A 23,294-nucleotide genomic window follows, 5' to 3' on the forward strand; every position below is an offset into this window, starting at 1 on the left:
ATCACTCAGGCAAGGCTTACCTGACCTGTTGAAATGATCATTAACAGCCCTGTTCCGCCTGCTCCCGGGCGCCCCGGCGGCCGGCACGGCGACGCCGGGACCGCCCCCTCTCGGGGCGGCCCCGGCGCTTGGCCGTTCTCCCTCCGTCAGCCGAGGTCGGGGCGGTGGCTCACCCGGACGGAGTTGACGAGCGTCTTGCCGGAGACGCCCACGAACCGGAGGTTCAGCTGGCCGTCGACGACCTCGACCGTGAAGGTCCGGTCCAGGGCGGCGAAGGTGCCCGCCGCCAGCGCGACGTCGAGGTTGGAGACCTTCTCCGTGCCCTCGGCCATCACGTCCATCACCCGGTCCGCCGGCTTGACGTTGCCCAGCTCGGCGAAGCCGAGGTCGACCTGGTAGACGCCGTCGGCCAGACCGTCGAAGCGGTACTCGTAGGCACCCTGGCGGGCGCTGCGGTACAGCTCCGGGTCGGCGGTGCCCGTGACCGCCTTGCCCGTGGAGACCTTGCCGGTGGAGCCGAGGTGGCCGTACGAGCCGGCCCGGTACTCCTGGTCGGGCCGCCAGCCGTCGCCGCGCGTGTCGGTGGAGGCGGCGTCCGCACCGGCGTCGACGGCCACCTGGTAGGCCGGCACGACGATCTTCAGCGGCAGTTCGAGCACCGGGGTCCGGCCGGACTCCGAGGCGATCCGGAGCGTGCCGGTGAGCACCGACCCCGGGGTCGCGCCCGTGGTGTCGACGGTGAGCGCCACCTTCCGGGTGCCGCCCCGCGCGAGGTCGCCGGAGGCCGGGGTGATCTTCAGCCAGGACGCGCCGCTCTTCTCCTCGGCCGTGTAGGCCGTCGCGGAGCCGTCGTTGCCCAGCGTGACCGTGCGCTCGCGGCTCTGGTCGGCCGGGACGATCTCGGTGATCGCCGTGCGGTCGGCCGTGACCCGGCCGGTGTCGAGCACCGCGTCGGCGGTGGCGACCTCGGTGGCCCGGACGCTGCGGTCGGTGGCCGCGGCGGCGTAGTGCGCGGCGCCGAAGGAGACGTCGTACGCCGTCGCCGTGCCGGTGGCCGGGACCTGGGTGAGGTAGCCGCCGTCGGCGCCGGTGGTGGCGGCGGCGACCTCGGTGCCGTCCTTGCGGATGGAGACCGTGGCGCCTTCCACGCCCCGGCCGTCGTTGCCGTCGGTGACGGTACCGGCGACGACCGCGCTCCTGGTGGTGCGGAAGGTGATGCTCATGCCGTCGCCGACGACCGGCTCGTTGTACGAGTAGAGCAGGCCGTCGGTGCCGGTGGCGTTCTCCAGGCCGATCGTGGCACCCGACCCGTTCTCGTAGCTGCCCGTGCCGATGTCCTTGTAGTGGTAGGACACCTGGCCGTCCTCGCCGATCACCGCGGCGAAGCTGATGCGCTGGGCGCTGCTCGCGTAGATCTGCACGTCGCGCCACTCGACGACGAGGCGGCGGTGCGGGGCGGTGCCGGTGGTGCCGGTGTAGACGCCCGAGGCGGCGTCCAGCTGGAGGTTGTCCCAGAAGGGGTACAGGGCGCCGTTCGGCGTCGTCGTCGTGGGCAGCGTGCTGTTGGACGACGAGGTGCTGCTGGTGCCGAGGGCGAGGACGCCCTCGGTGGTGGCGGTGGCGGTGCGGTACGTCCTGCCGTACAGCGCCACCGGGAAGGGCAGGTTCACCGCGGCCGAGCCGGTGGTCTGGCTGGACATGGTGAGCTTGGTGTCACCGGTCGGGAAGGCGCTGTCGGCGGTGAGGCGGCAGGCCGTGCCGAAGGTGTCGGTGCGCGGGGCCAGCTCGATGTCCTTGACGGTGTCGCCGCTCAGCGTGACGCCGGTGCTGGTGCCCGTGGCGCAGCGGCTGACCGGGGTGACGGCCACGTCGTAGTCGCCGACGGGCAGGGAGAACCCGTACGAGCCGTCGGCGGCCGTGGTGCCCCGCACCGGGGTGCCCTGGACGGCCAGCGTGGCGCCGGCCTCGGGGCCCGCTTCGGTGGTGACCTTGCCGGTGAGCCTGGCCGACGGGGCCTCCTGGACGGCGAAGTCCTTGGTGACCGCCTGGTCCTCCAGGACCGTGACGGTGCCGGTGGCGGTGACGTAGCCGAACTTGGTCACCTCGGCCGTGTAGTCGCCGACCATCAGCTTCGGCAGGGTGTAGGAGCCGTCGGCGCCGGTGGAGACCGTGGTCTTCATCGGGCCTGACAGGGCGACCTGCGCGTCCGCGAGCGCGGTGCCGCCGGAGGTGACGGTGCCGGACAGCGCGCCGAGCGCGCCGCGCGGGGTGGCCTCGACCGCGGCGTAGGCGTCGAGACGGCCCTCGCCGAAGACGTTGTTCTTGGCCGCGGTGCCGCCGCAGGTGGTGTTGTCGACGTCGATCGCGCTGCGGTCGAGCAGCTTCTCCGTCTCGGCGACGTCGCCGCGGATCGCGGGCGAGGCCGACCACATCAGGGCGACGGTGCCGGCGGTGTGCGGCGAGGCCATCGACGTGCCGGAGATGCTGTTGTAGCCGCCGCCGGCCCAGGAGGAGCGGATGTTGACGCCGGGGGCCGCCAGGTTCGGCTTGATCGCGCCGTTCTCGCCGGTGCCGCGCGAGGAGAAGGAGGCGATGGTGTTGTTGATGTCGAAGGCGCCCGAGGAGTACGAGTTGGTGTACGAGCCCGGGGAGCCGGAGGTGTTGCAGGCCGGGCCGCTGTTGCCGTTGGAGAAGGCCGGGAAGATGCCGGCGTCGCGCCACGACTGGACGATCGCGCGGTACCAGGCGTCGTAGACGGACGAGCCCCAGGAGTTGTTCACCACGTCGGGCGCGAGGTCGGGGCGCGGGTTGGCGCCGTTCGCGTCCGTCGGGGCGACGATCCACTGGCCGGAGGCGAGCAGCGAGTCGCGGGAGCAGGAGCTGGACTCGCAGCCCTTGGCGGCGATCCACTTCGCGCCGGGGGCGACGCCGACCTGGTTGCCGGCGCCGTCGTCGCCGACCATCGTGCCCATGGTGTGGGTGCCGTGGCCGTTGTTGTCGCACGGGAGTCCGCCCGCGCAGACCTTCGCCGGATCGAACCAGTTGTAGTCGTGGGTGTACGAGCCGTCCGCCTTCAGGCCCCGGTACTTGGCCCTGACCGCCGGGTGGTCGTACTGGACGCCGCTGTCGATGGAGGCGACGACGACGCCGTCGCCCCGGACGCCCAGCTCGTTCCAGACCCTGGGGGCGTTGACGCGGTCGATGTTCCACTCGACCGCGTCCGCCTTCGGCTCGTCGGCGCCGGGCAGCGGGTCGGGGAGTTCCAGCGGTGCGTCGGACTCCAGGGAGGCGACGTCCGCGCGGGCGGCGATCTTGTCGGCGAGTGCCCTGGTGCCGGTGACCTTGACGGTGTTGGCGATCCAGAAGGACGTCGCCCTGCCGCCTTCCTCCGCCACCTGGTCGAGGAGGCCGGCCTGCGTCTTCTCGGCGTAGGCGGTCATGGTGTCGTACACCGCGCGGGACTTGGCCTTCTTGCCCCTGGCCTTGTGGGCCCCGGAGTTGTCGGCCTCGCCGGTCAGGTTCACCCAGAAGGTGACTTTCGCCCTGCCGTCCTCGGCGGCGAACTGGCGGGCCAGCTTCGCATCGCTCTTGGCGGCGAGGGTGCGGCCGGGTGCGGGGGTGGCGTCGTCCGCCCGGGCCGGGAGCGTCCCGAGTCCCAGGGGGATGACGGTGATCAGGGCGGTCAGGGCGGCGAGGGTCGCTCCTCGCCCCGTGCCTCGGTCGGTGTGGTGTGTGCGTCTAGCCACGAACTCTCCTTGGTGAAGCGGGTTCGTACCGGACGCCCATTCCGCTGCTGCCCTTGGTGCGAAAGGTGCGCGGTGCATGGCTGTGCTGCGGGGGGTGCAGTTGCGGCCTGAGCCACTGAAGATGATGCAGAGGTGACATGTCTGTGACAAGTGCGCGTCGACGCGGCCTCCCGCACATGACGCCGCCGTGTCCGCTTCGTACCGCAACGCGACCGGCCCCCGCGGCCGGGCTCCCCCGCGCCGCTCCTTAGACTTGGCCACCATGCGAAGCGAGCCCGTCCTCCGGATCGAACGTCTGGTGAAGCGGTACGGAGACAAGACCGCGGTCGACGGTCTCGACCTGACCGCGCAGCCCGGCATCACCGCCGTCCTCGGCCCCAACGGCGCGGGCAAGACCACCACCGTCGAGACCTGCGAGGGCTACCGCCGCCCGGACTCCGGGACGGTACGGGTCCTCGGCCTCGACCCGGTCGCCGACTCCGCACGGCTGCGCCCCCGGATCGGCGTGATGCTCCAGTCGGGCGGCGTCTACTCCGGGGCTCGTGCCGACGAGATGCTCCGCCACATGGCGAAGCTGCACGCCCACCCCCTGAACGTCGACGCGCTGATCGAGCGCCTCGGCCTCGGTGGCTGCGGCCGCACCACCTACCGGCGGCTCTCCGGCGGCCAGCAGCAGCGGCTCGCCCTGGCGATGGCCGTGGTCGGGCGGCCCGAGCTGGTCTTCCTGGACGAGCCGACCGCCGGCCTCGACCCGCAGGCCCGCCGCTCCACCTGGGACCTGGTGCGCGAGCTGCGCTCCGACGGCGTCTCGATCGTCCTCACCACGCACTTCATGGACGAGGCCGAGGAACTCGCCGACGACGTCGCCGTCATCGACGCGGGCCGGGTCATCGCCCGGGGCAGCCCCGAGGAGCTGTGCCGGGGCGGCGCCGAGAACACCCTGCGCTTCACCGGCCGCCCCGGCCTCGACCTCGGTTCCCTGCTGAAGGCGCTGCCCGACGGCGCCGGGACGGCCGAGATCTCGCCGGGCACGTACCGCATCACCGGCGACGTCGGCCCGGAGCTGCTGGCCACCGTCACCTCCTGGTGCGCCCAGCACGGGGTGATGCCGTCCGGCATCTCCGTGGAGCGGCACACCCTGGAGGACGTCTTCCTGGAACTGACCGGCAAGGAGCTGCGCGCATGAGCGCCGGTACGTACACCCCGCGGCCGGGCGCCGCCCCGCTGTCCCACATGATCACCGCGCAGGCCGCCCTGGAGACGCGGATGCTGCTGCGCAACGGCGAGCAGCTGCTGCTGACCGTGGTCATCCCGACGCTGCTGCTGGTGCTGTTCAGCGCGGTCGACATCGTGGACACCGGCGCGGGCCGGGCCGTGGACTTCCTGGCGCCCGGCGTCCTGGCGCTCGCCGTCATGTCCACGGCCTTCACCGGCCAGGCCATCGCCACCGGTTTCGAGCGGCGCTACGGGGTGCTCAAGCGGCTCGGCGCCTCGCCGCTGCCGCGCTGGGCGCTGATGACCGCCAAGACCCTCGCGGTGCTGGTCACCGAGGTGCTCCAGGTGGTGCTGCTGACGGCGATCGCGTTCGCGCTGGGCTGGTCGCCGCAGGGCAACCCGTTCGCCGTCCTGCTGCTGCTCGTGCTCGGCACGGCGGCCTTCTCCGGGCTCGGGCTGCTGATGGCCGGCACCCTCCGGGCGGAGGCGACGCTCGCCGCGGCCAACCTGGTCTTCCTGCTGCTGCTGGTGGGCGGCGGGGTGATCGTGCCACTGGAGAAGTTCCCGGACGCGGTGCAGTCGGTGCTGGGGCTGCTGCCGATCGCGGCCCTGTCGGACGGGCTGCGCGAGGTGCTCCGCAACGGCGCGTCGATGCCGTGGGGCGACCTCGGCATCCTGCTGGTGTGGTCGGTGCTCGGGCTGGGCGCAGCGGCCCGGTTCTTCCGCTGGGAGTGAGCGGGCGGTCCGCCGCGGGTGAGCGGGCGGATGCGTTCCGTCGACGTTTCGCGCGACTCGTCCCCCTCGTGAAAGCTTGCACAAGCCGCCGCCTACGATGGTGCGCGTGCCCAAGCTGACCCGAGCCGAAGTCGCTCAAGCCGCGCGGAACCCGCTCCTCTACATCGCCGAGCGATGGACCCCGACCCGTCGCACGGTCCGCCGGGCGGCCATGTCGGCCGTCGTCATGTCCGTGCTCATCGTCGTGACCGGTGGCGCGGTGCGGCTGACCGGTTCCGGCCTCGGCTGCCCCACCTGGCCCAAGTGCACCGACGAGAGCCTCACCGCCACGAGCGAGATGGGCTTCCACGGCGTCATCGAGTTCGGCAACCGGCTGCTGACCTACGTGCTGTGCGCGGCCGTCGGGTGGGCGATCATCGCCGCCCGGTCCGCGAAGCCCTGGCGGCGCGCCCTCACCCGGCTCGGCTGGCTGCAGTTCTGGATCGTCATGGGCAACGCCGTACTAGGCGGGATCGTGGTGCTGGTCGGCCTCAACCCGTACACCGTCGCGGCGCACTTCCTGCTCTCCACGGCGCTGCTGACCGTCGCGATGGTGACCTGGCACCGGATCGACGAGGGCGACGGGGAGCCCCGGCCGCTGGTCGGCAAGGCGGTCTCCCAGCTGGCCTGGCTGCTCGCGGTCGCCGCGGGGCTGCTGGTCGCGGTCGGCACGGTGGTCACCGGCGCCGGACGGCACGCGGGCGACTCCAGCGACGTGCACCGCATCCCGATCGACTGGAAGCTGGTCTCCCAGCTGCACGCCGACCTGGCCTGGGTCGTGGTGGCGCTGACCGTCGCGCTCTGGTTCGTGCTCAAGGCCGTGGACGCGCCGGCCGGCCCGCGGCACCGCGCCCGTGAGCTCTTCCTGGTGCTGATGGCCCAGGGCGTGATCGGTTACGTCCAGTACTTCCTGGACACCCCCGAGCTGCTGGTCGGCCTGCACATGCTCGGTTCGTGCCTGGTGTGGATCGCGGTGGTGCGGGTGCTGCTGTCGCTGCGCGAGCGGCCGGTGGACGGGGCCCCGGTGCCCGGCCCCGCCGTCGAGCGCCCGGAGCCCGCCACCGCGGGCTGAGAACCCCCTGGGCCGCCCCGGCCCCTCCCCCGTATGCCGATCGCCGGACGGGCCCGAGTGCGGGCCCGTCCGGCGATCGGCGTACGGGGGTCTGCTCGTCAGGCCTTGTCGGAGGGGCCGCCCACCTGGATGCCGGCCATCCGCGTCCACTCGTACGGACCGGTGCGCACCTTCGCGGCGAACTCGCCGTCGAAGTCCTCGTGCATCGTGATCCCGGCCTTGCGCGTGGCGCTCTCGGCGACCGCGTACGAGGGGGCCACCAGGTCGCCCCAGCCGCCGTCCTCGCCCACCAGCACGATGCGGGTGCCGTGCTCCCCGATGTAGGCGAGCTGCCCCTCGGCGCCGCCGTGCGCCTTGGAGAAGGCGCCGATCTGCTTGGCGAGCTTCGCCGCCCTGCGCTCCGCGCGGGCCGCCTGCTTGCCGCTCTCAACCTGGGTCTCTGCCGTCTCTGCCATGTCCAGGATGCTACCGACGGGTAGATCAACCGGCGACGGGCGGGGTACGTGGCATGGGCCACGTACCCCGCCCGTCGGCAGGGGTCGGAAGGGGCTGACTACCTCAGGAAGGGGTCGATCGCCACAGCGACGAAGAGCAGCGACACATAGGTGATCGACCAGTGGAACAGCCGCATCTCCTTGAGCTTGGCGCCGGTCACCCCGGCCTTGGCCCGGTTCTGCAGACCGTGCGCCTCCCAGAGCCAGAAGCCGCCGGTCAGCAGCGCCACCGCCGTGTAGAACCAGCCGGTGTAGCCCAGGGGGGTGAGCAGCAGCGAGACGCCCACCATCACCCAGCTGTAGATGACGATCTGGCGGGCCACCACCCGGTTGGACGCGATGACCGGGAGCATCGGGACGCCGACCCGGGCGTAGTCGTCCTTGACCTTCATGGAGAGCGGCCAGTAGTGCGGCGGCGTCCAGAAGAAGATGACGGCGAACAGGATGACCGCGGCCCAGGACATCGAGTTGGTCACCGCCGACCAGCCGATGAGGACGGGCAGACAGCCGGCGATGCCGCCCCAGACGATGTTCTGCGAGGTCCGGCGCTTGAGCAGCATCGTGTAGACGACCACGTAGAACAGCAGTGCGCCGAGTGACAGCGCGGCCGAGAGCCAGTTCACCAGCAGGCCGAACCAGACCGTCGAGATCACCGCGAGGGAGATCCCGAAGACCATGCACTCGCGCGGGCTCACCATGCCGGTGACCAGCGGGCGCTGCGCCGTACGGTCCATCAGCGCGTCGATGTCGCGGTCGATGTACATGTTCAGCGCGTTGGCACCGCCCGCGGAGAGATATCCGCCGATGGTGGTAGCGAGAACGAGCCACAGATCGGGAACGCCCTGGGCCGCGAGGAACATCACCGGGACCGTGGTGATCAGCAGCAGCTCGATGATCCGAGGCTTGGTCAGTGCCACGAATGCCTTGACACGGGCCCCGAACGGGCGATGGCCCCCTGGGCTCGGAGTCAAGGCGACCCCTGCGGGTCGGGACTCGACGGCCGTCACGCACACCCCTGACAGAGAAATCCCAGCAAGCTCCGGGCGTGAAGGCCCGGTAAAGACTTGCGCGAACCAGACCACTGTAGACGTTGGGTACAGGCCGTTCTTCGCGGGGGTGTGGTCGTGTTGGGGTGGCTCTTCGAAAGAAGGAGCGGCTCCGCCGGGAGGCGAACCTCGCAGGTCGCCCGCACCCTTGAAAGCACTCGGAAATTGCGTGTTCCGTCAGGGGTAGGCTCGACAGCGCCCGGTGCGGTCACCAGTCACCGGTTTACGACAGTGGAGAGGAGCCCTGACTCAGGGTGAGCACCAAGCCGACCACCACAGACCTCCAGTGGACCGAATTGGACCAGCGGGCCGTGGACACCGTCCGCGTCCTGGCCGCGGACGCCGTACAGAAGGTCGGAAACGGCCACCCTGGTACGGCGATGAGCCTCGCTCCCGCCGCGTACACCCTCTTCCAGAAGGTGATGCGGCACGACCCCGCCGACGCGGACTGGGTCGGCCGGGACCGGTTCGTGCTCTCGGCGGGCCACACCAGCCTGACCCTCTACATCCAGCTCTACCTGGCCGGATACGGTCTGGAGCTCGACGACCTGAAGGCCTTCCGCACCTGGGGCTCGAAGACCCCCGGCCACCCGGAGTACGGCCACACCACCGGTGTCGAGACGACCACCGGGCCGCTGGGCCAGGGTGTCGCCAACGCCGTGGGCATGGCGATGGCCGCCCGCTACGAGCGCGGTCTGTTCGACCCGGACGCCGCCCCCGGCACCTCCCCCTTCGACCACATGGTCTGGGTCGTCGCCGGTGACGGCTGCCTCCAGGAGGGCATCTCCGCGGAGGCGTCCTCGCTGGCCGGGCACCAGAAGCTCGGCAACCTGGTGCTGCTGTGGGACGACAACCACATCTCCATCGAGGGCGACACGGAGACCGCGGTCTCCGAGGACACCCTGAAGCGGTACGAGGCGTACGGCTGGCACGTCCAGCGCGTGGAGCAGCTGCCCAACGGCGACCTGGACCCGGCGGGTCTGTACGCGGCGCTGCAGGCGGCCAGGGCCGAGACCGGGCGCCCGTCGTTCATCGCGGCCCGCTCGATCATCGCCTGGCCCGCGCCGAACGCCCAGAACACCGAGGCATCGCACGGCTCGGCCCTCGGTGACGAGGAGATCGCCGCCACGAAGCGGGTCCTCGGCTTCGACCCGGAGAAGACCTTCGAGGTCGCCGACGAGGTCATCGCCCACACCCGCGAGGCGCTGGACCGCGGCCGCGAGGCCAGGGCGGAGTGGGAGAAGGGCTTCGCCGCGTGGCGCACCGCCAACCCGGAGCGCGCCGCCGAGTTCGACCGGATCTCCGCCGGTGAGCTGCCCGCGGGCTGGGAGGACAGGCTCCCGGTCTTCGAGCCGGGCAAGTCCGTCGCCACCCGTGCAGCTTCCGGCAAGGTGCTCCAGGCGCTCGGCGACCTCGTCCCCGAGCTGTGGGGCGGCTCCGCCGACCTGGCGGGCTCGAACAACACCACGATCGACAAGACGTCGTCGTTCCTCCCGGCGGGCAACCCGCTGCCGGAGGCCGACCCGTACGGCCGCACGATCCACTTCGGCATCCGCGAGCACGCCATGGCCGCGGCCATGAACGGCATCGCGCTGCACGGCAACACCCGCATCTACGGCGGCACCTTCCTGGTGTTCTCCGACTACATGCGCAACGCCGTGCGCCTGTCCGCGCTGATGCACCTGCCGGTGACGTACGTGTGGACGCACGACTCGATCGGTCTGGGCGAGGACGGCCCGACCCACCAGCCGGTGGAGCACCTGGCCTCGCTGCGCGCCATCCCGGGCCTGAACATCGTCCGCCCGGCCGACGCCAACGAGACCTCCATCGCCTGGCGCGAGATCATGCGCCGGTACACCAAGGAGTTCGGCAAGGGCGCCCCGCACGGCCTGGCGCTGACCCGTCAGGGCGTGCCGACGTACGAGGTGAACGAGGACGCGGCCCGCGGCGGCTACGTGCTCCGCGAGGCCGAGGGCGGCGAGCCCCAGGTCCTGCTGATCGGCACGGGCTCCGAGGTGCACCTCGCCGTGGAGGCGCGCGAGGAGCTCCAGGCGGCCGGCATCCCGACCCGGGTGGTCTCGATGCCGTCGGTCGAGTGGTTCGAGGAGCAGGACCAGGCGTACCGGGACAGCGTGCTGCCGCCGTCGGTGAAGGCGCGCGTCGCCGTGGAGGCCGGCATCGGCCTGACCTGGTACCGGTACGTCGGTGACGCCGGCCGGATCGTGTCGCTGGAGCACTTCGGTGCCTCGGCCGACGCCAAGGTCCTCTTCCGCGAGTTCGGCTTCACCGGCGAGCACGTCGCCGCCGCCGCGCGGGAATCCCTCGCCGCCGCCGCGCGCTGACGCCGTTATACGACTAGTAGGAGATGCAATTCTCATGACAGACGCACTCAAGCGCCTCTCCGACGAGGGCGTGGCGATCTGGCTCGATGACCTGTCGCGCAAGCGGATCACCTCGGGCAACCTGGCCGAGCTGATCGACGAGCAGCACGTCGTGGGCGTCACCACCAACCCGTCGATCTTCCAGAAGGCCATCTCTTCGGGCGACGGCTACGAGCAGCAGCTCACCGACCTCGCCACCCGCAAGGTCACCGTCGACGAGGCGATCCGCATGATCACCACGGCCGACGTGCGGGACGCGGCCGACATCCTGCGTCCGGTCTTCGACGCCACGGACGGCCAGGACGGCCGGGTCTCCATCGAGGTCGACCCGCGGCTGGCCCACCACACCGCCGCCACCGTCGCCGAGGCCAAGCAGCTGGCCTGGCTGGTGGACCGGCCCAACACGCTCATCAAGATCCCGGCGACGAAGGCCGGTCTCCCGGCGATCACCGAGGTCATCGGCAGGGGCATCAGCGTCAACGTCACGCTGATCTTCTCGCTGGAGCGCTACCGCGAGGTCATGGACGCCTACCTGGCGGGTCTGGAGAAGGCGAAGGCCGCGGGCCTGGACCTGTCCGAGATCCACTCGGTGGCCTCGTTCTTCGTGTCCCGCGTGGACACCGAGATCGACAAGCGGCTCGACGCGATCGGCACCGACGAGGCCAAGGCCCTCAAGGGCAAGGCGGCGCTCGCCAACGCCCGTCTCGCCTACCAGGCGTACGAGGAGGTCTTCTCCTCGGAGCGCTGGGCCGCCCTGGACCGGGCACACGCCAACAAGCAGCGTCCGCTGTGGGCCTCGACCGGCGTCAAGGACCCCGCGTACAAGGACACCCTGTACGTCGTCGACCTGGTCGCCCCCGGCACGGTGAACACCATGCCCGAGGCCACCCTGGACGCCACGGCGGACCACGGGGAGGTCGCCGGCGACACCGTCACCGGTACCTACCAGCAGTCCCGCGCCGAGCTGGACGCCGTGGCGGCGCTCGGCATCTCCTACGACGACGTCGTCCAGCTCCTGGAGGACGAGGGCGTGGAGAAGTTCGAGGCGTCCTGGATCGACCTGCTCAACTCGACCGAGGCGGAGCTCAAGCGCCTCGCCCCTTCGGAGGGCTGACCACCTTGTCTGGTGTTCCCGGAGCCAATCCGCTTCGTGACCCCCAGGACCGACGGCTCCCGCGCATCGCGGGGCCGTCGGGTCTGGTGATCTTCGGGGTCACGGGCGATTTGTCCCGCAAAAAGCTGATGCCCGCCGTCTATGACCTGGCCAACCGCGGCCTGCTGCCGCCGGGCTTCTCGCTCATCGGCTTCGCCCGCCGCGAGTGGCAGGACGAGGACTTCGCTCAGGAGGTCCACGACGCCGTCAAGCAGCACGCCCGCACGCCGTTCCGCGAGGAGGTCTGGCAACAGCTCATCCAGGGGATGCGCTTCGTCCAGGGCAACTTCGACGACGACGAGGCCTTCGATCAGCTGAAGACCACGATCCAGGAGCTCGACAAGGCACAGGGCACGGGGGGCAACTTCGCCTTCTACCTGTCCGTGCCGCCGAAGTTCTTCCCCAAGGTGGTCCAGCAGCTCAAGAAGCACGGACTCGCCGACCAGAAGGAGGGCTCCTGGCGGCGCGCCGTCATCGAGAAGCCCTTCGGCCACGACCTGGCGAGCGCTCAGGAGCTCAACCAGATCGTGCACGACGTGTTCCCGCCCAACGAGGTCTTCCGGATCGACCACTACCTGGGCAAGGAGACGGTCCAGAACATCCTGGCGCTGCGGTTCGCCAACACGATGTTCGAACCGATCTGGAACCGGTCGTACGTCGACCACGTGCAGATCACGATGGCCGAGGACATCGGCATCGGCGGTCGTGCCGGGTACTACGACGGCATCGGCGCCGCCCGTGACGTCATCCAGAACCACCTGCTCCAGCTGCTCGCGCTGACCGCCATGGAGGAGCCCGGCTCCTTCCACCCGAAGGCCCTGGTCGCCGAGAAGCTCAAGGTGCTCACGGCGGTGGAGCTGCCGGAGGACCTGGGCAAGCACACCGTGCGCGGCCAGTACGCGCACGCCTGGCAGGGCGGCGAGGAGGTCCTCGGCTATCTGGAGGAGGACGGCATCGACCCCAAGTCGACGACCGACACCTTCGCCGCGATCAAGCTGACGATCAACAACCGCCGCTGGGCGGGGGTGCCGTTCTACCTCCGTACCGGCAAGCGGCTCGGCCGCCGGGTCACGGAGATCGCGGTCGTCTTCAAGCGGGCCCCCTACCTGCCCTTCGAGTCCGGCGCGACCGAGGAACTGGGCGGCAACGCCCTGGTCATCCGGGTCCAGCCGGACGAGGGCGTGACCGTGCGGTTCGGCTCCAAGGTGCCCGGCACCTCGATGGAGGTCCGGGACGTCACGATGGACTTCGCGTACGGCGAGTCCTTCACGGAGTCCAGCCCGGAGGCGTACGAGCGGCTCATCCTCGACGTGCTGCTCGGCGACGCCAACCTCTTCCCCCGGCACCAGGAGGTCGAACTCTCCTGGAACATCCTCGACCCGATCGAGGAGTACTGGGACAAGCACGGCAAGCCCGCGCAGTACCCGGCGGGCACCTGGGGCCCGGCCGAGGCCGACGAGATGCTCGCACGAGACGGACGGAGCTGGCGCCGGCCATGAAGATCGATCTCACGGAGACCACTTCCAGCAAGATCAACCAGGCGCTGGTGTCGGCCCGCCGCGCCATCGGCACCCCGGCCATCGGCATGGTGCTCACCCTGGTCATCGTCACCGACGAGGAGAACGCGTACGACGCGCTCAAGTCGGCCGGCGACGCCTCGCGCGAGCACCCCTCGCGGATCATCGCGGTGATCAAGCGGGTCAGCCGCTCGCCGCGCAGCCGCCGGGACGCCCGGCTCGACGCCGAGGTGCGCGTGGGTTCCGACGCGGGCACCGGCGAGACGGTCGTGCTGCGGCTCCACGGGGAGCTGGCCAACCACGCCCAGTCGGTGGTCCTGCCGCTGCTGCTGCCGGACGCCCCGGTCGTGGTCTGGTGGCCCCAGGACGCGCCCGCCGACCCGGCGAAGGACCCGCTGGGCGCGCTCGCCCAGCGCCGGATCACGGACGCGTACGCGGCCGAGCACCCGGGCCGGGAGCTGGCCGTCCGCGCCGCCTCCTACACCCCGGGCGACACCGATCTGGCCTGGACCCGCATCACGCCGTGGCGCTCGATGCTGGCGGCCTCGCTCGACCAGCAGTCCGCCCAGGTCGTCTCCGCGACCGTCGAGGGCGAGTCGGAGAACCCGAGCTGCGAGCTGCTCGCCATGTGGCTCGCGGACCGGCTCGGGGTCCCGGTGGAGCGCACCGTGTCCGCCGGCCCCGGTCTGACGGCCGTGCGGATGGAGACCAAGAACGGCGTCATCGTCCTGGACCGTCCCGACGGCTCGCTGGCCACGCTCTCGATGCAGGGCCAGCCGGACCGCGCGGTGGCGCTCAAGCGGCGGGACACCGCCGAGCTGCTCGCCGAGGAGCTGCGGCGTCTGGACCCGGACAACACGTACGCGTCGACGGTGCGGTTCGGCACGGAGAAGCTCGGCGGGGCGGCGGAGCCGCAGCAGGCCGAGCCCGCTCCCGCCGCCGCTGCGGCCACCGCTCCGGCTCCGGCGAAGAAGTCGGCGACCAAGAAGGCGGCGTCGAAGTGAGCACCCCCCAGCTCGTCGTGCACCGCGACAAGGAGCTGATGGCCCGGGCCGCCGCGGCCCGGCTGATCACCCGGGTCGTGGACGCCCAGAGCGCGCGCGGTCACGCCTCGGTGGTGCTGACCGGCGGGCGCAACGGCAACGGCCTGCTGGCCGCGCTCGCCGACGCGCCCGCCCGGGACGCGATCGACTGGTCGCGGCTCGACCTGTGGTGGGGCGACGAGCGGTTCCTGCCGGAGGGCGATCCGGAGCGCAATGTCACGCAGGCCCGTGCGGCCCTGCTGGACTCGGTGCCGCTGGACCCGTCCCGGGTGCACGCGATGCCCGCGTCGGACGGTCCGTTCGGCAACGACGCCGACGCGGCGGCGGCCGGGTACGCCGCCGAGCTGGCCGCCGCGGCCGGTCCGGAGGACCACGGTCCGGTGCCGACGTTCGACGTGCTGATGCTGGGTGTCGGCCCGGACACGCATGTCGCGTCGCTCTTCCCGGAACTGCCCGCGGTCCGGGAGACCGAGCGCACCGTCGTCGGTGTGCACGGCGCCCCCAAGCCGCCGCCCACCCGCGTCTCGCTCACGCTGCCCGCGATCCGGGCGGCACGCGAGGTGTGGCTGCTCGCCGCGGGCGAGGACAAGGCGGAGGCCGCGGAGATCGCGCTCTCGGGCGCCGGGGAGATCCAGGCCCCGGCGGCCGGTGCGTACGGGCGCAGCCGCACCCTGTGGCTGATGGACGCGGCGGCCGCCTCCCGGCTGCCGCGCGCCCTGTACCCGCCGGCCTCGGCCTGACCCCGGCGGTCGTCGACGCCTCATGCGTGGAGGGCCCGGCACGCTCCTCGGAGCGTGCCGGGCCCTCGGCGTACCGGGTGTGCCGCGCGGTCAGCCGGTGGGCGGGGTGCGTTCCAGGAAGGGCTCCAGCAGGCCCGGGACGGCCCCGGCGGCGAAGTCGAGGCCCTCGCTCCGGTCCACGTCGTGCGCCGTGTACGCGCCCGAGCCGGCGGCCGTCGTCGCCGTGACGCTCAGCACCCCGGCCCGGCGCTGGAAGTACGTCTGCCGGATCGTCCAGCCGATGACCCCGGCCCGTTCCAGCGCGGCGGTCGAGCGCCGCACCGTGCCGGACCTGACCACCAGGTAGTCACCGCTGACGGCGTGCCCGAGACCGTGGTACGCGTCGCGGGCCAGGAGCAGCCCGACGGGCAGTCCGAGGGCCGCGCAGGCGAGCGCGGTCCAGAGCAGCACGGGGGTGAGCAGCGCGCCCAGCAGGGCCAGGACGGCCACCGGGACGAGCACCGCCCACAGCGCCCGGCGCAGCCGACGGCCGCGGGCCGCCACGGGGTGGCGGACGAGCGGGGCGCCGGTCGGGGACGCGGCCTCGCGCAGCACCTCGGCGGCCACCGTGTCGGCGAGGGACCGGGGCGCCGGGGGCAGCAGGGTGTTGTGGTCGCCGTGCTGCTCCTCGTCGTCCTTGGCCAGGCCGGTGGTGATCGCGTCGACCCGGGCCGCGCCGCACATCCGGACGCCGAGCGGCTCGACGAGGTCCACGCCGCGCAGCCGCCGCTCCTCGATGGATATCGACCGGGAGGTCAGCAGTCCCCGTCGCACGCGCAGGGTGCCGCCCGGTTCGCGTTCCAGCCGGTAGCCCCACCACATCTCGATCCACAGGCCGAGCGCGCCGACGGCACCGACGACCACCGCGCCGACGGCGAGGATCACGACCATGGTGAGCAGCGAGGTGTCCCGGAAGCGGTCGCCGACCCAGGCGATCACCCGGCCCTGGGCCCCGAACCAGTCACTGACCTGCATCACCGCTCCGGCCGCCGCGCCGCCGAGCGCCGGGGCGACGAACGAGACCGGGGCGTAGCGGATCCAGCGCGGGTCGAGGACGACGAGTTCGCCCTCGCGGTGGGTGCCGGGGGCGTCGGTGGTCGCCCGGGCCAGCAGTTCGCGGCGGAGCCGTTCGCCCTCCGCCCCGGACACCGGGTCGAGCTCCAGGGTGGAGTCGCCGCCGGAGTGCTCCCCGGTGCCGATGCGGACGGTGACCAGGCCCAGGACCCGTTGCAGCGGATGGGCGGTGAGGTCGACGCTCCGGATGCGTTCGCGGGCCAGCGAGCGCTTCTTGACCAGGAACAGTCCGGTGTGGAGTTCGACCCGTTCGGTGCCGATGCGGTAGCGGGTGCGGCGCCAGCGGACGTAGTCGCCGACCGCGGCGCAGCCGATCAGCAGGACGGCGCCGGCCAGGACCCAGGCGACCGCCGTCGCGAACCCGAACCGGCCGGACAGGCCGAGCGTGGTGGGCACGGCCGCGCCGGCCGCCACCCCGGCCACGACGAGCGCGTTGACGAGGACCGTGCGCCGGTCCAGCCGCCGCCAGTCGACGACGGTGGCCGGGCCGGGGCCGACGGGGCCGACGGCGCGGTGGTCGTCGCCCGCCTCGGCCGGGGGGACGGCCGCCCCGGTGCTCATGTGGCGTCCCCGGGCGTGGCCCGGGTGATCCGGGTCAGCCGTTCGGCCAGTTCGGCCGCCGCCTCGTGGTCCAGGCCCTCGATCCGCACCTCGCCCCTGGCCGAGGCCGTGGTCACGGTGACCGTGGCGAGCCGGTAGAGCTGCTCCAGCGGGCCGCGCACGGTGTCCACGGTCTGGATCCGGGACATCGGCGCGATCCGCCACTCCTGCCGGAGGACCCCGGTCCTGACGTACACCGCCTCGTCCGTGACTTCCCAGCGGTGGGTGCGGTACCACCAGGCGGGGAGGATCAGTGCGCAGCCGGTGCCGAGGACCGCCAGGACCGCCGCGGGCAGCAGCAGCCAGAACCGGGCGGGCTCGATGAGCAGGCCCAGGACGGCCAGGACCACCACGGGTGCCGCGGTCAGCAGCAGCCACCGGGTCCGCCACCATCTGACGGCTCTCGCGTCCAGTTCGTTGTTCGGCGGCCTCAGCCGTACCGCTTCCGTCCCCTCCCCCCTGGTCATGGGTTCAGCGCCCCCTGCGGGTGCGGTACGCCTCGGTGAGCGCGGCGGTCGAGCTGTCCAGCTGCTCGCCGCCCCCGCCGCCGGTCAGCACCGGCTCGATCCGCTTGGCGAGGACCTTGCCCAGTTCGACGCCCCACTGGTCGAAGGAGTCGATGTTCCAGACGGCTCCCTGGACGAAGACCTTGTGCTCGTACAGCGCGATGAGCTGGCCGAGGACGGAGGGGGTCAGCCGGTCGGCCAGGATCGTCGTCGTGGGGTGGTTGCCGTGGAAGGTCTTGTGCGCCACCAGCTCCTCCGGAACGCCCTCGGCGCGGACCTCGTCCGGCGTCTTGCCGAAGGCCAGGGCCTGGGTCTGGGCGAAGAAGTTGGCCATCAGCAGGTCGTGCTGGGCCACCAGGCCGGGCAGCAGGTCGGCGACCGGCTCGGCGAAGCCGATGAAGTCGGCCGGGATGACCTTGGTGCCCTGGTGGATCAGCTGGTAGTAGGCGTGCTGGCCGTTGGTGCCCGGGGTGCCCCAGACGACCGGGCCGGTCTGCCAGTCCACCGGATTGCCGTCCCGGTCCACGGACTTGCCGTTGGATTCCATGTCCAGCTGCTGCAGGTACGCGGTGAACCTGGACAGGTAGTGGCTGTACGGCAGCACGGCGTGCGACTGGGCGTCGAAGAAGGCGCCGTACCAGATGCCCAACAGCCCCATGAGCAGCGGGGCGTTGGCCTCGGCGGGGGCGGTGCGGAAGTGTTCGTCGACCAGGTGGAAGCCGTCGAGCATCTCGCGGAACCGGTCGGGGCCGATGGCGATCATCAGCGAGAGGCCGATGGCCGAGTCGTAGGAGTAGCGGCCGCCGACCCAGTCCCAGAACTCGAACATGTTGGCCGTGTCGATGCCGAAGTCCGCGACCTTGCCGGCGTTCGTGGACAGGGCCACGAAGTGCTTGGCGACCGCCTCCTGACCGGCCCTCAGGCCGGTCAGCAGCCAGTCGCGGGCGGAGGTGGCGTTGGTGATGGTCTCGATCGTGGTGAAGGTCTTCGACGCGATGACGAAGAGCGTCTCGGCCGGGTCGAGGTCGCGCACGGCCTCGTGGAGGTCGGCGCCGTCGACGTTGGACACGAAGCGGACCGTGAGCGAGCGGTCCGTGAAGGAGCGCAGCACCTCGTACGCCATGGCGGGGCCGAGGTCGGAGCCGCCGATGCCGATGTTGACGACGTTCCTGATGCGCTTGCCGGTGTGCCCGGTCCACTCCCCCGACCTGACGCGGTCGGAGAAGGCCGCCATCCGGTCGAGCACGGCGTGCACGCCGGGCACCACGTTCTCGCCGTCGACCTCGATCACCGCGTCGCGCGGGGCGCGCAGCGCGGTGTGCAGGACGGCGCGGTCCTCGGTCGTGTTGATCTTCTCGCCCCGGAACATGGCGTCCCGCAGGCCGACCACGTCGGTGGCGGCGGCGAGCTCGCGCAGCAGCCGGAGCGTCTCGTCGGTCACCAGGTGCTTGGAGTAGTCGATGTACAGGTCGCCGACCCTGAGGGCGTATCCGGTGCCGCGCCGCGGGTCGTCCGCGAAGAGCTGCCGCAGATGGGTCGTCCCGAACTGCTCGCGGTGCTTGCCCAGAGCGGTCCACTCGGGCGTCTGGTTGAGCCTGGTTCGGCTTGGTGTGTTCATCCGGGATATCAGCCCAATTCTTCTCGTGCCTGCAGTTGCCCCGCTGCCCCTCCAACCTAATTGATCGGACCGGCGCACGAGGCACGGCGAAGCCGCGGCACGAGGGGGAAGCAGTCCGGCCGGGCACCCTGTGGGTGCCCGGCCGGTGAACCGCTAGATCTCGCCCCGGAGTTTCGCCAGGGCCTCGGCGAGGATGGCCTCGCCGTCCGCGTCGCTGCGCCGCTCGCGCACGTACGCGAGGTGGGTCTTGTACGGCTCGGTGCGCGGCGGGTCCGGCGGGCTGTCCTGGTCCTGGCCGGCCGGGAAGCCGCAGCGCGGACAGTCCCAGGTCTCCGGTACCTGCGCGTCACTGGCGAAGCTCGGCTGCGTCTCGTGCCCGTTCGAGCACCAGAAGGAGATGCGGAGGCGTGGCGCGGACTCGCCCCGCTCGGCCTCCCCCATCGGCCCCGCTCCGACCCGGCTCCCCCGGATCGCGTTGCCACTTGCCACGGCGTAACTCCCTGCGTGATGGTGCTCGAAGATGCCCCAGTCTACGTAAGGCCCAACGCGCGTCCAGTGAAAGGAGTTACACCCTCACCGGGAATCGCGTACGAGGGTCAGCTGTCCAGCTTGATCAGCAGACCGAGCACGACGATGCACGCGAACCAACCCAGGCCGACGACCACGGTGATCCGGTCGAGGTTCCGCTCGGCGACCGAGGAACCGCCGACGGACGACTGCATGCCGCCGCCGAACATGTCGGAGAGGCCGCCACCCTTCCCCTTGTGCATCAGCACCAGCAGCATCAGCAGCAGGCTGAAGACGATCAGGGCGATCTCGAACGCCAAAACCACGGCTGGTCCCTACTTTCCGGAATCCTCTGGACTGCATGTGCGAACAACGGGGGCCGGGAGGCGGTACCCTCCTCGGCCCCCGCAAGGGTACGACGGATCCGCGCTACCGCATACTCACTGGTCGCGGAAGCGTACGATCCTGACGAACTCGTCGGCGTCCAGTGCGGCACCGCCGACCAGCGCGCCGTCCACGTCGGGCTGCGCCATGATCGCGGCGACGTTTCCGGCCTTCACCGAGCCGCCGTACTGGATGCGGACCGCGTCGGCCAGCTCCTGCGAGTACAGCTCGGCCAGCCGGCCGCGGATCGCTCCGCAGACCTCCTGGGCGTCCTCCGGGGTGGCGACCTCGCCGGTGCCGATGGCCCAGACCGGCTCGTAGGCGATCACGATGGACTCGGCCTGCTCGGCCGGGACGTCCTTCAGCGCGCCGTCGAGCTGCGCGAGGGTGTGGGGGACCTGGTCACCGGCCTTGCGGACGTCCAGGCCCTCGCCGACGCAGAGGATCGGCGTCAGTCCGTGCCGGTAGGCGGCCTTCACCTTGGCGTTGCAGACCTCGTCGGTCTCGCCGTGGTACTGCCGGCGCTCGCTGTGACCGACGGCCACGTAGGTGCACCGGAGCTTGGCCAGCATCGGGCCGGAGACCTCGCCGGTGTACGCGCCGGAGTCGTGCGCCGAGATGTCCTGGGCGCCGTACTTGATCTTCAGCTTGTCGCCCTCGACGAGGGTCTGGACGGAACGCAGGTCGGTGAAGGGCGGCAGGACGGCCACCTCGACGGCGTCGTAGTCCTTGTCGGTGAGGGCGAAGGCGAGCTTCTGGGTGTGGGCGATGGCCTCCAGGTGGTTGAGGTTCATCTTCCAGTTGCCCGCCATCAGCGGGGTACGGGTGGTCATGAAAGGTCAGTCCTCCAGTGCGGCGAGGCCGGGGAGCGTCTTGCCCTCGAGGTATTCGAGGCTGGCACCGCCACCGGTCGAGATGTGTCCGAATGCGTTCTCGTCGAAGCCCAGGGTCCGGACGGCGGCGGCGGAGTCGCCACCACCGACGACGGTGAAGCCCGGGGAGTCGACGAGGGCCTGGGCGACGGCCCGGGTGCCCCCGGCGTAGTCGGGGTGCTCGAAGACGCCCATGGGGCCGTTCCAGAAGACGGTGGCGGCGTCGGCGAGCTTCGAGGCGTACAGCTTGTTGGTCTCGGGGCCGTTGTCCAGGCCGATGAAACCGGCCGGCATGGCGTCCGCGCGCACGGTGCGGTGCTCGGTCGGCGCCTTGGCCTCGAGGTCCGGGAACTGCTCGGAGACCACGACGTCGACGGGGAGCACGAACTCCACGCCCTTCTCCCCGGCGCGCCGGAGGTACTCCAGCACCGCCGGGATCTGGTCCTCCTGGAGGAGCGAGCTGCCGACCTCGTGGCCCTGGGCCTTGAGGAAGGTGTACGCCATGCCGCCGCCGATGAGGATGCGGTCGGCGCGCTCCAGCAGGTGGTCGATGACACCGAGCTTGTCGGAGACCTTGGAGCCGCCGAGCACGACGGCGTACGGGCGCTCGACGTCCTCGGTGAGCTTCTTCAGGACGCCGACCTCGGTGGCGATCAGGTCGCCCGCGGCGTGCGGCAGCCGGGCCGGGAGGTCGAAGACCGAGGCGTGCTTGCGGTGCACGGCCCCGAAGCCGTCGCCCACGTACAGGTCGGCGAGCTCGGCGAGCCGGTCGGCGAACGCGCCGCGCTCGGCGTCGTCCTTCGAGGTCTCACCGGGGTTGAAGCGGAGGTTCTCCAGGACGGCGACCTCGCCGTCGGCGAGCGCGGCGACCGTGGCGTGCGCGGACTCGCCGACCGTGTCGGTCGCGAAGGCCACGTCGGCACCGATCAGCTCGCCGAGGCGGGCGGCGGCGGGCGCCAGGGAGAAGGCGGGATCCGGGGCGCCCTTGGGGCGGCCCAGGTGCGAGGCGACGACGACCCGCGCGCCGGCCGCGGCGAGCTTCTCCACGGTCGGCTGGACGGCCCGGATGCGGCCGTCGTCGGTGATGGTGGTGCCACTGAGCGGCACGTTGAGGTCGGCGCGGACGAATACGCGCTTTCCGGTGACCCCTTCGGTGAGAAGTTGGTCGATCGTCTTCATCTTGCTGGACTCCTTGGGAGGCGGGAGAGCATGCGACGGGGCTCGAACGGCGCGGCGTTGCGCTGTTCGAGCCCCGTGCTCACATCGAAGTGCCTGCCGGTTCGACGGTCAGAGCTGGCTGCCGACGAAGACGGTCAGGTCGACGAGGCGGTTGGAGTAGCCCCACTCATTGTCGTACCAGCCGAGAATCTTCACCGACCCGCCCTCCTGGACCATGGTCAGCGAGGAGTCGAAAGTGCAGGAAGCCGGGTCGCCGACGATGTCCGAGGACACGATGGCGTCCTCGGTGTAGGACAGGAAGCCCTTGAGGTCGCCGTCCTCGGACGCCTTCTTGAACGCGGCGTTGACCTCGTCCCTGGTGACCTCGCGCTGGAGCTCGACGACCAGGTCGGTGGCCGATCCGGTCGGAACCGGGACGCGCATGGCGATGCCGTCCAGCTTGCCCTTCAACTGCGGGAGGACCAGGGCCGTGGCCTTGGCCGCACCGGTGGTCGTCGGGATGATGTTCGCGGCGGCGGCGCGGGCGCGGCGCAGGTCCGAGTGCGGGAAGTCCAGGATGCGCTGGTCGTTGGTGTAGGCGTGAACCGTCGTCATGAGGCCCTTGACGATGCCGAAGTTCTCGTCCAGAACCTTGGCCATCGGGGCGACGCAGTTGGTCGTGCAGGACGCGTTGGAGATGACGTGGTGGTTGGCCGCGTCGTACTGGTCCTGGTTGACGCCCATGACGACGGTGATGTCCTCGCCCTTGGCGGGGGCCGAGATGAGGACCTTCTTGGCGCCGCCGGCAATGTGCTTCTCGGCGTCGGCCTTCTTGGTGAAGATGCCGGTGGACTCGATGACGATGTCGACGCCCAGGTCGCCCCAGGGGATGTCGGCGGGGTTGCGCTCGGAAAGCACCTTGATGACGTGGCCATCGACGGTGATGGTGTCGTCGGTGTGGCTGACCTCCGCCTTCAGACGACCGAGGATGGTGTCGTACTTCAGCAGGTGGGCCGTGGTCGCAGTGTCGCCCAGGTCGTTGACAGCCACGATCTCGATGTCCGCACCCTGCTCCAGCAGCGCGCGGAAGTAGTTACGTCCGATGCGGCCAAAGCCGTTGATGCCTACGCGGATCGTCACGAACCGATCTCCTCGTTGAATACGCGGGATTTTCACCCCGGCGAGTTGTATGAGATGTCCCCGACCGTCTCCGACCCTACCTCTCCGAGGGCTACGGAGTGACATCGAGCAGGGCCGTAGGAGCCACGGAAAGAACCACGAAGACCCGTACTCCCCAGTAGGAGTACGGGTCTCCGGACAATGGTCCGCACGAGTTTTGATTACGGAGCGTCAAC

The 23,294-nt window shown here is 71.2% G+C and carries 19 protein-coding genes; 8 read left to right on the plus strand and 11 right to left on the minus strand.

Annotated features, from left to right (window positions below; translation table 11 throughout):
• Positions 1–146: 146 nt before the first annotated feature.
• Positions 147–3,746: a S8 family serine peptidase gene (locus ACFYW1_RS05400; protein ID WP_388987339.1), complete on the minus strand. Its 3,600-nt coding sequence runs from the start codon at positions 3,744–3,746 to the stop codon at positions 147–149.
• A 262-nt stretch (positions 3,747–4,008) separates the two neighbouring features.
• Here ACFYW1_RS05400 and ACFYW1_RS05405 point away from each other — a divergent pair, with 262 nt between their 5' ends.
• The 3 genes from ACFYW1_RS05405 to ACFYW1_RS05415 all read left to right on the plus strand — a co-directional run bounded on the left by ACFYW1_RS05405 (position 4,009) and on the right by ACFYW1_RS05415 (position 6,807).
• Entirely contained in the window at positions 4,009–4,932 is a 924-nt protein-coding gene (locus ACFYW1_RS05405; protein ID WP_388987342.1) for an ABC transporter ATP-binding protein, read from the plus strand.
• A complete protein-coding gene (locus tag ACFYW1_RS05410; RefSeq protein WP_388987345.1) occupies positions 4,929–5,696 on the plus strand; it encodes an ABC transporter permease in 768 nt (255 codons plus the stop codon). The genes ACFYW1_RS05405 and ACFYW1_RS05410 overlap by 4 nt, the downstream gene beginning before the upstream one ends.
• A gap of 97 nt (positions 5,697–5,793) precedes the next feature.
• On the plus strand, positions 5,794–6,807 hold the full coding sequence (locus tag ACFYW1_RS05415; protein ID WP_388987348.1) for a heme A synthase: 1,014 nt from the start codon (positions 5,794–5,796) through the stop codon (positions 6,805–6,807).
• 98 nt (positions 6,808–6,905) lie between these two features.
• On the opposite strand, the gene ACFYW1_RS05420 is transcribed toward ACFYW1_RS05415, so the two are convergent.
• Together ACFYW1_RS05420 and ACFYW1_RS05425 are read right to left on the minus strand one after the other, a co-directional pair.
• A complete protein-coding gene (locus tag ACFYW1_RS05420; RefSeq protein WP_148834141.1) occupies positions 6,906–7,262 on the minus strand; it encodes a hypothetical protein in 357 nt (118 codons plus the stop codon).
• A gap of 98 nt (positions 7,263–7,360) precedes the next feature.
• On the minus strand, positions 7,361–8,314 hold the full coding sequence (locus ACFYW1_RS05425; protein ID WP_388987351.1) for a heme o synthase: 954 nt from the start codon (positions 8,312–8,314) through the stop codon (positions 7,361–7,363).
• A 287-nt stretch (positions 8,315–8,601) separates the two neighbouring features.
• Here ACFYW1_RS05425 and tkt point away from each other — a divergent pair, with 287 nt between their 5' ends.
• Genes tkt through pgl form a run of 5 tightly spaced genes read left to right on the plus strand, consistent with a single transcriptional unit; the run spans position 8,602 to position 15,181 of the window.
• Positions 8,602–10,689, plus strand: coding sequence for a transketolase (tkt, locus tag ACFYW1_RS05430; protein ID WP_388987354.1), 2,088 nt, complete (start codon positions 8,602–8,604; stop codon positions 10,687–10,689).
• 34 nt (positions 10,690–10,723) lie between these two features.
• Positions 10,724–11,842, plus strand: coding sequence for a transaldolase (tal, locus tag ACFYW1_RS05435; RefSeq protein ID WP_388987357.1), 1,119 nt, complete (start codon positions 10,724–10,726; stop codon positions 11,840–11,842).
• A gap of 5 nt (positions 11,843–11,847) precedes the next feature.
• The gene (gene zwf, locus ACFYW1_RS05440) at positions 11,848–13,380 is read left to right on the plus strand and encodes a glucose-6-phosphate dehydrogenase (protein WP_388987360.1); all 1,533 of its coding nucleotides are present in this window, start codon (positions 11,848–11,850) and stop codon (positions 13,378–13,380) included.
• Positions 13,377–14,402, plus strand: a complete 1,026-nt coding sequence (gene opcA, locus ACFYW1_RS05445) for a glucose-6-phosphate dehydrogenase assembly protein OpcA (protein ID WP_388987362.1) — start codon at positions 13,377–13,379, stop codon at positions 14,400–14,402. Before zwf ends, opcA begins: the two co-directional genes overlap by 4 nt.
• A complete protein-coding gene (pgl, locus tag ACFYW1_RS05450; RefSeq protein WP_388987365.1) occupies positions 14,399–15,181 on the plus strand; it encodes a 6-phosphogluconolactonase in 783 nt (260 codons plus the stop codon). The genes opcA and pgl overlap by 4 nt, the downstream gene beginning before the upstream one ends.
• A 90-nt stretch (positions 15,182–15,271) precedes the next feature.
• Here pgl and ACFYW1_RS05455 read toward each other — a convergent pair whose 3' ends face one another.
• From ACFYW1_RS05455 to gap, 8 genes are all read right to left on the minus strand, one after another.
• Positions 15,272–16,855, minus strand: coding sequence for a PH domain-containing protein (locus ACFYW1_RS05455; protein ID WP_388987368.1), 1,584 nt, complete (start codon positions 16,853–16,855; stop codon positions 15,272–15,274).
• Entirely contained in the window at positions 16,852–17,361 is a 510-nt protein-coding gene (locus ACFYW1_RS05460) for a PH domain-containing protein (protein WP_388987371.1), read from the minus strand. The genes ACFYW1_RS05455 and ACFYW1_RS05460 overlap by 4 nt, the downstream gene beginning before the upstream one ends.
• A gap of 4 nt (positions 17,362–17,365) precedes the next feature.
• Complete coding sequence (gene pgi, locus ACFYW1_RS05465; RefSeq protein ID WP_388987374.1) at positions 17,366–19,018, minus strand: glucose-6-phosphate isomerase; 1,653 nt, start codon at positions 19,016–19,018, stop codon at positions 17,366–17,368.
• Positions 19,019–19,171: 153 nt separating this feature from the next.
• Positions 19,172–19,459: an RNA polymerase-binding protein RbpA gene (locus ACFYW1_RS05470; RefSeq protein WP_356934760.1), complete on the minus strand. Its 288-nt coding sequence runs from the start codon at positions 19,457–19,459 to the stop codon at positions 19,172–19,174.
• Between the two features lie 155 nt (positions 19,460–19,614).
• Positions 19,615–19,851 carry a preprotein translocase subunit SecG gene (gene secG, locus ACFYW1_RS05475; protein WP_148834158.1) on the minus strand — a complete coding sequence of 79 codons (237 nt, stop codon included), beginning with the start codon at positions 19,849–19,851 and terminating at the stop codon, positions 19,615–19,617.
• Positions 19,852–19,965: 114 nt separating this feature from the next.
• Entirely contained in the window at positions 19,966–20,742 is a 777-nt protein-coding gene (gene tpiA, locus ACFYW1_RS05480) for a triose-phosphate isomerase (RefSeq protein WP_388987378.1), read from the minus strand.
• A 6-nt stretch (positions 20,743–20,748) separates the two neighbouring features.
• Positions 20,749–21,960 carry a phosphoglycerate kinase gene (locus ACFYW1_RS05485; RefSeq protein WP_388987381.1) on the minus strand — a complete coding sequence of 404 codons (1,212 nt, stop codon included), beginning with the start codon at positions 21,958–21,960 and terminating at the stop codon, positions 20,749–20,751.
• 108 nt (positions 21,961–22,068) lie between these two features.
• Positions 22,069–23,079, minus strand: coding sequence for a type I glyceraldehyde-3-phosphate dehydrogenase (gene gap / locus ACFYW1_RS05490; RefSeq protein WP_388987384.1), 1,011 nt, complete (start codon positions 23,077–23,079; stop codon positions 22,069–22,071).
• Positions 23,080–23,294 lie beyond the last annotated feature (215 nt).

The sequence above is a fragment of the Streptomyces sp. NPDC002669 genome (assembly GCF_042889165.1).
In the GTDB taxonomy this organism is placed as follows: Bacteria; Actinomycetota; Actinomycetes; order Streptomycetales; family Streptomycetaceae; genus Streptomyces.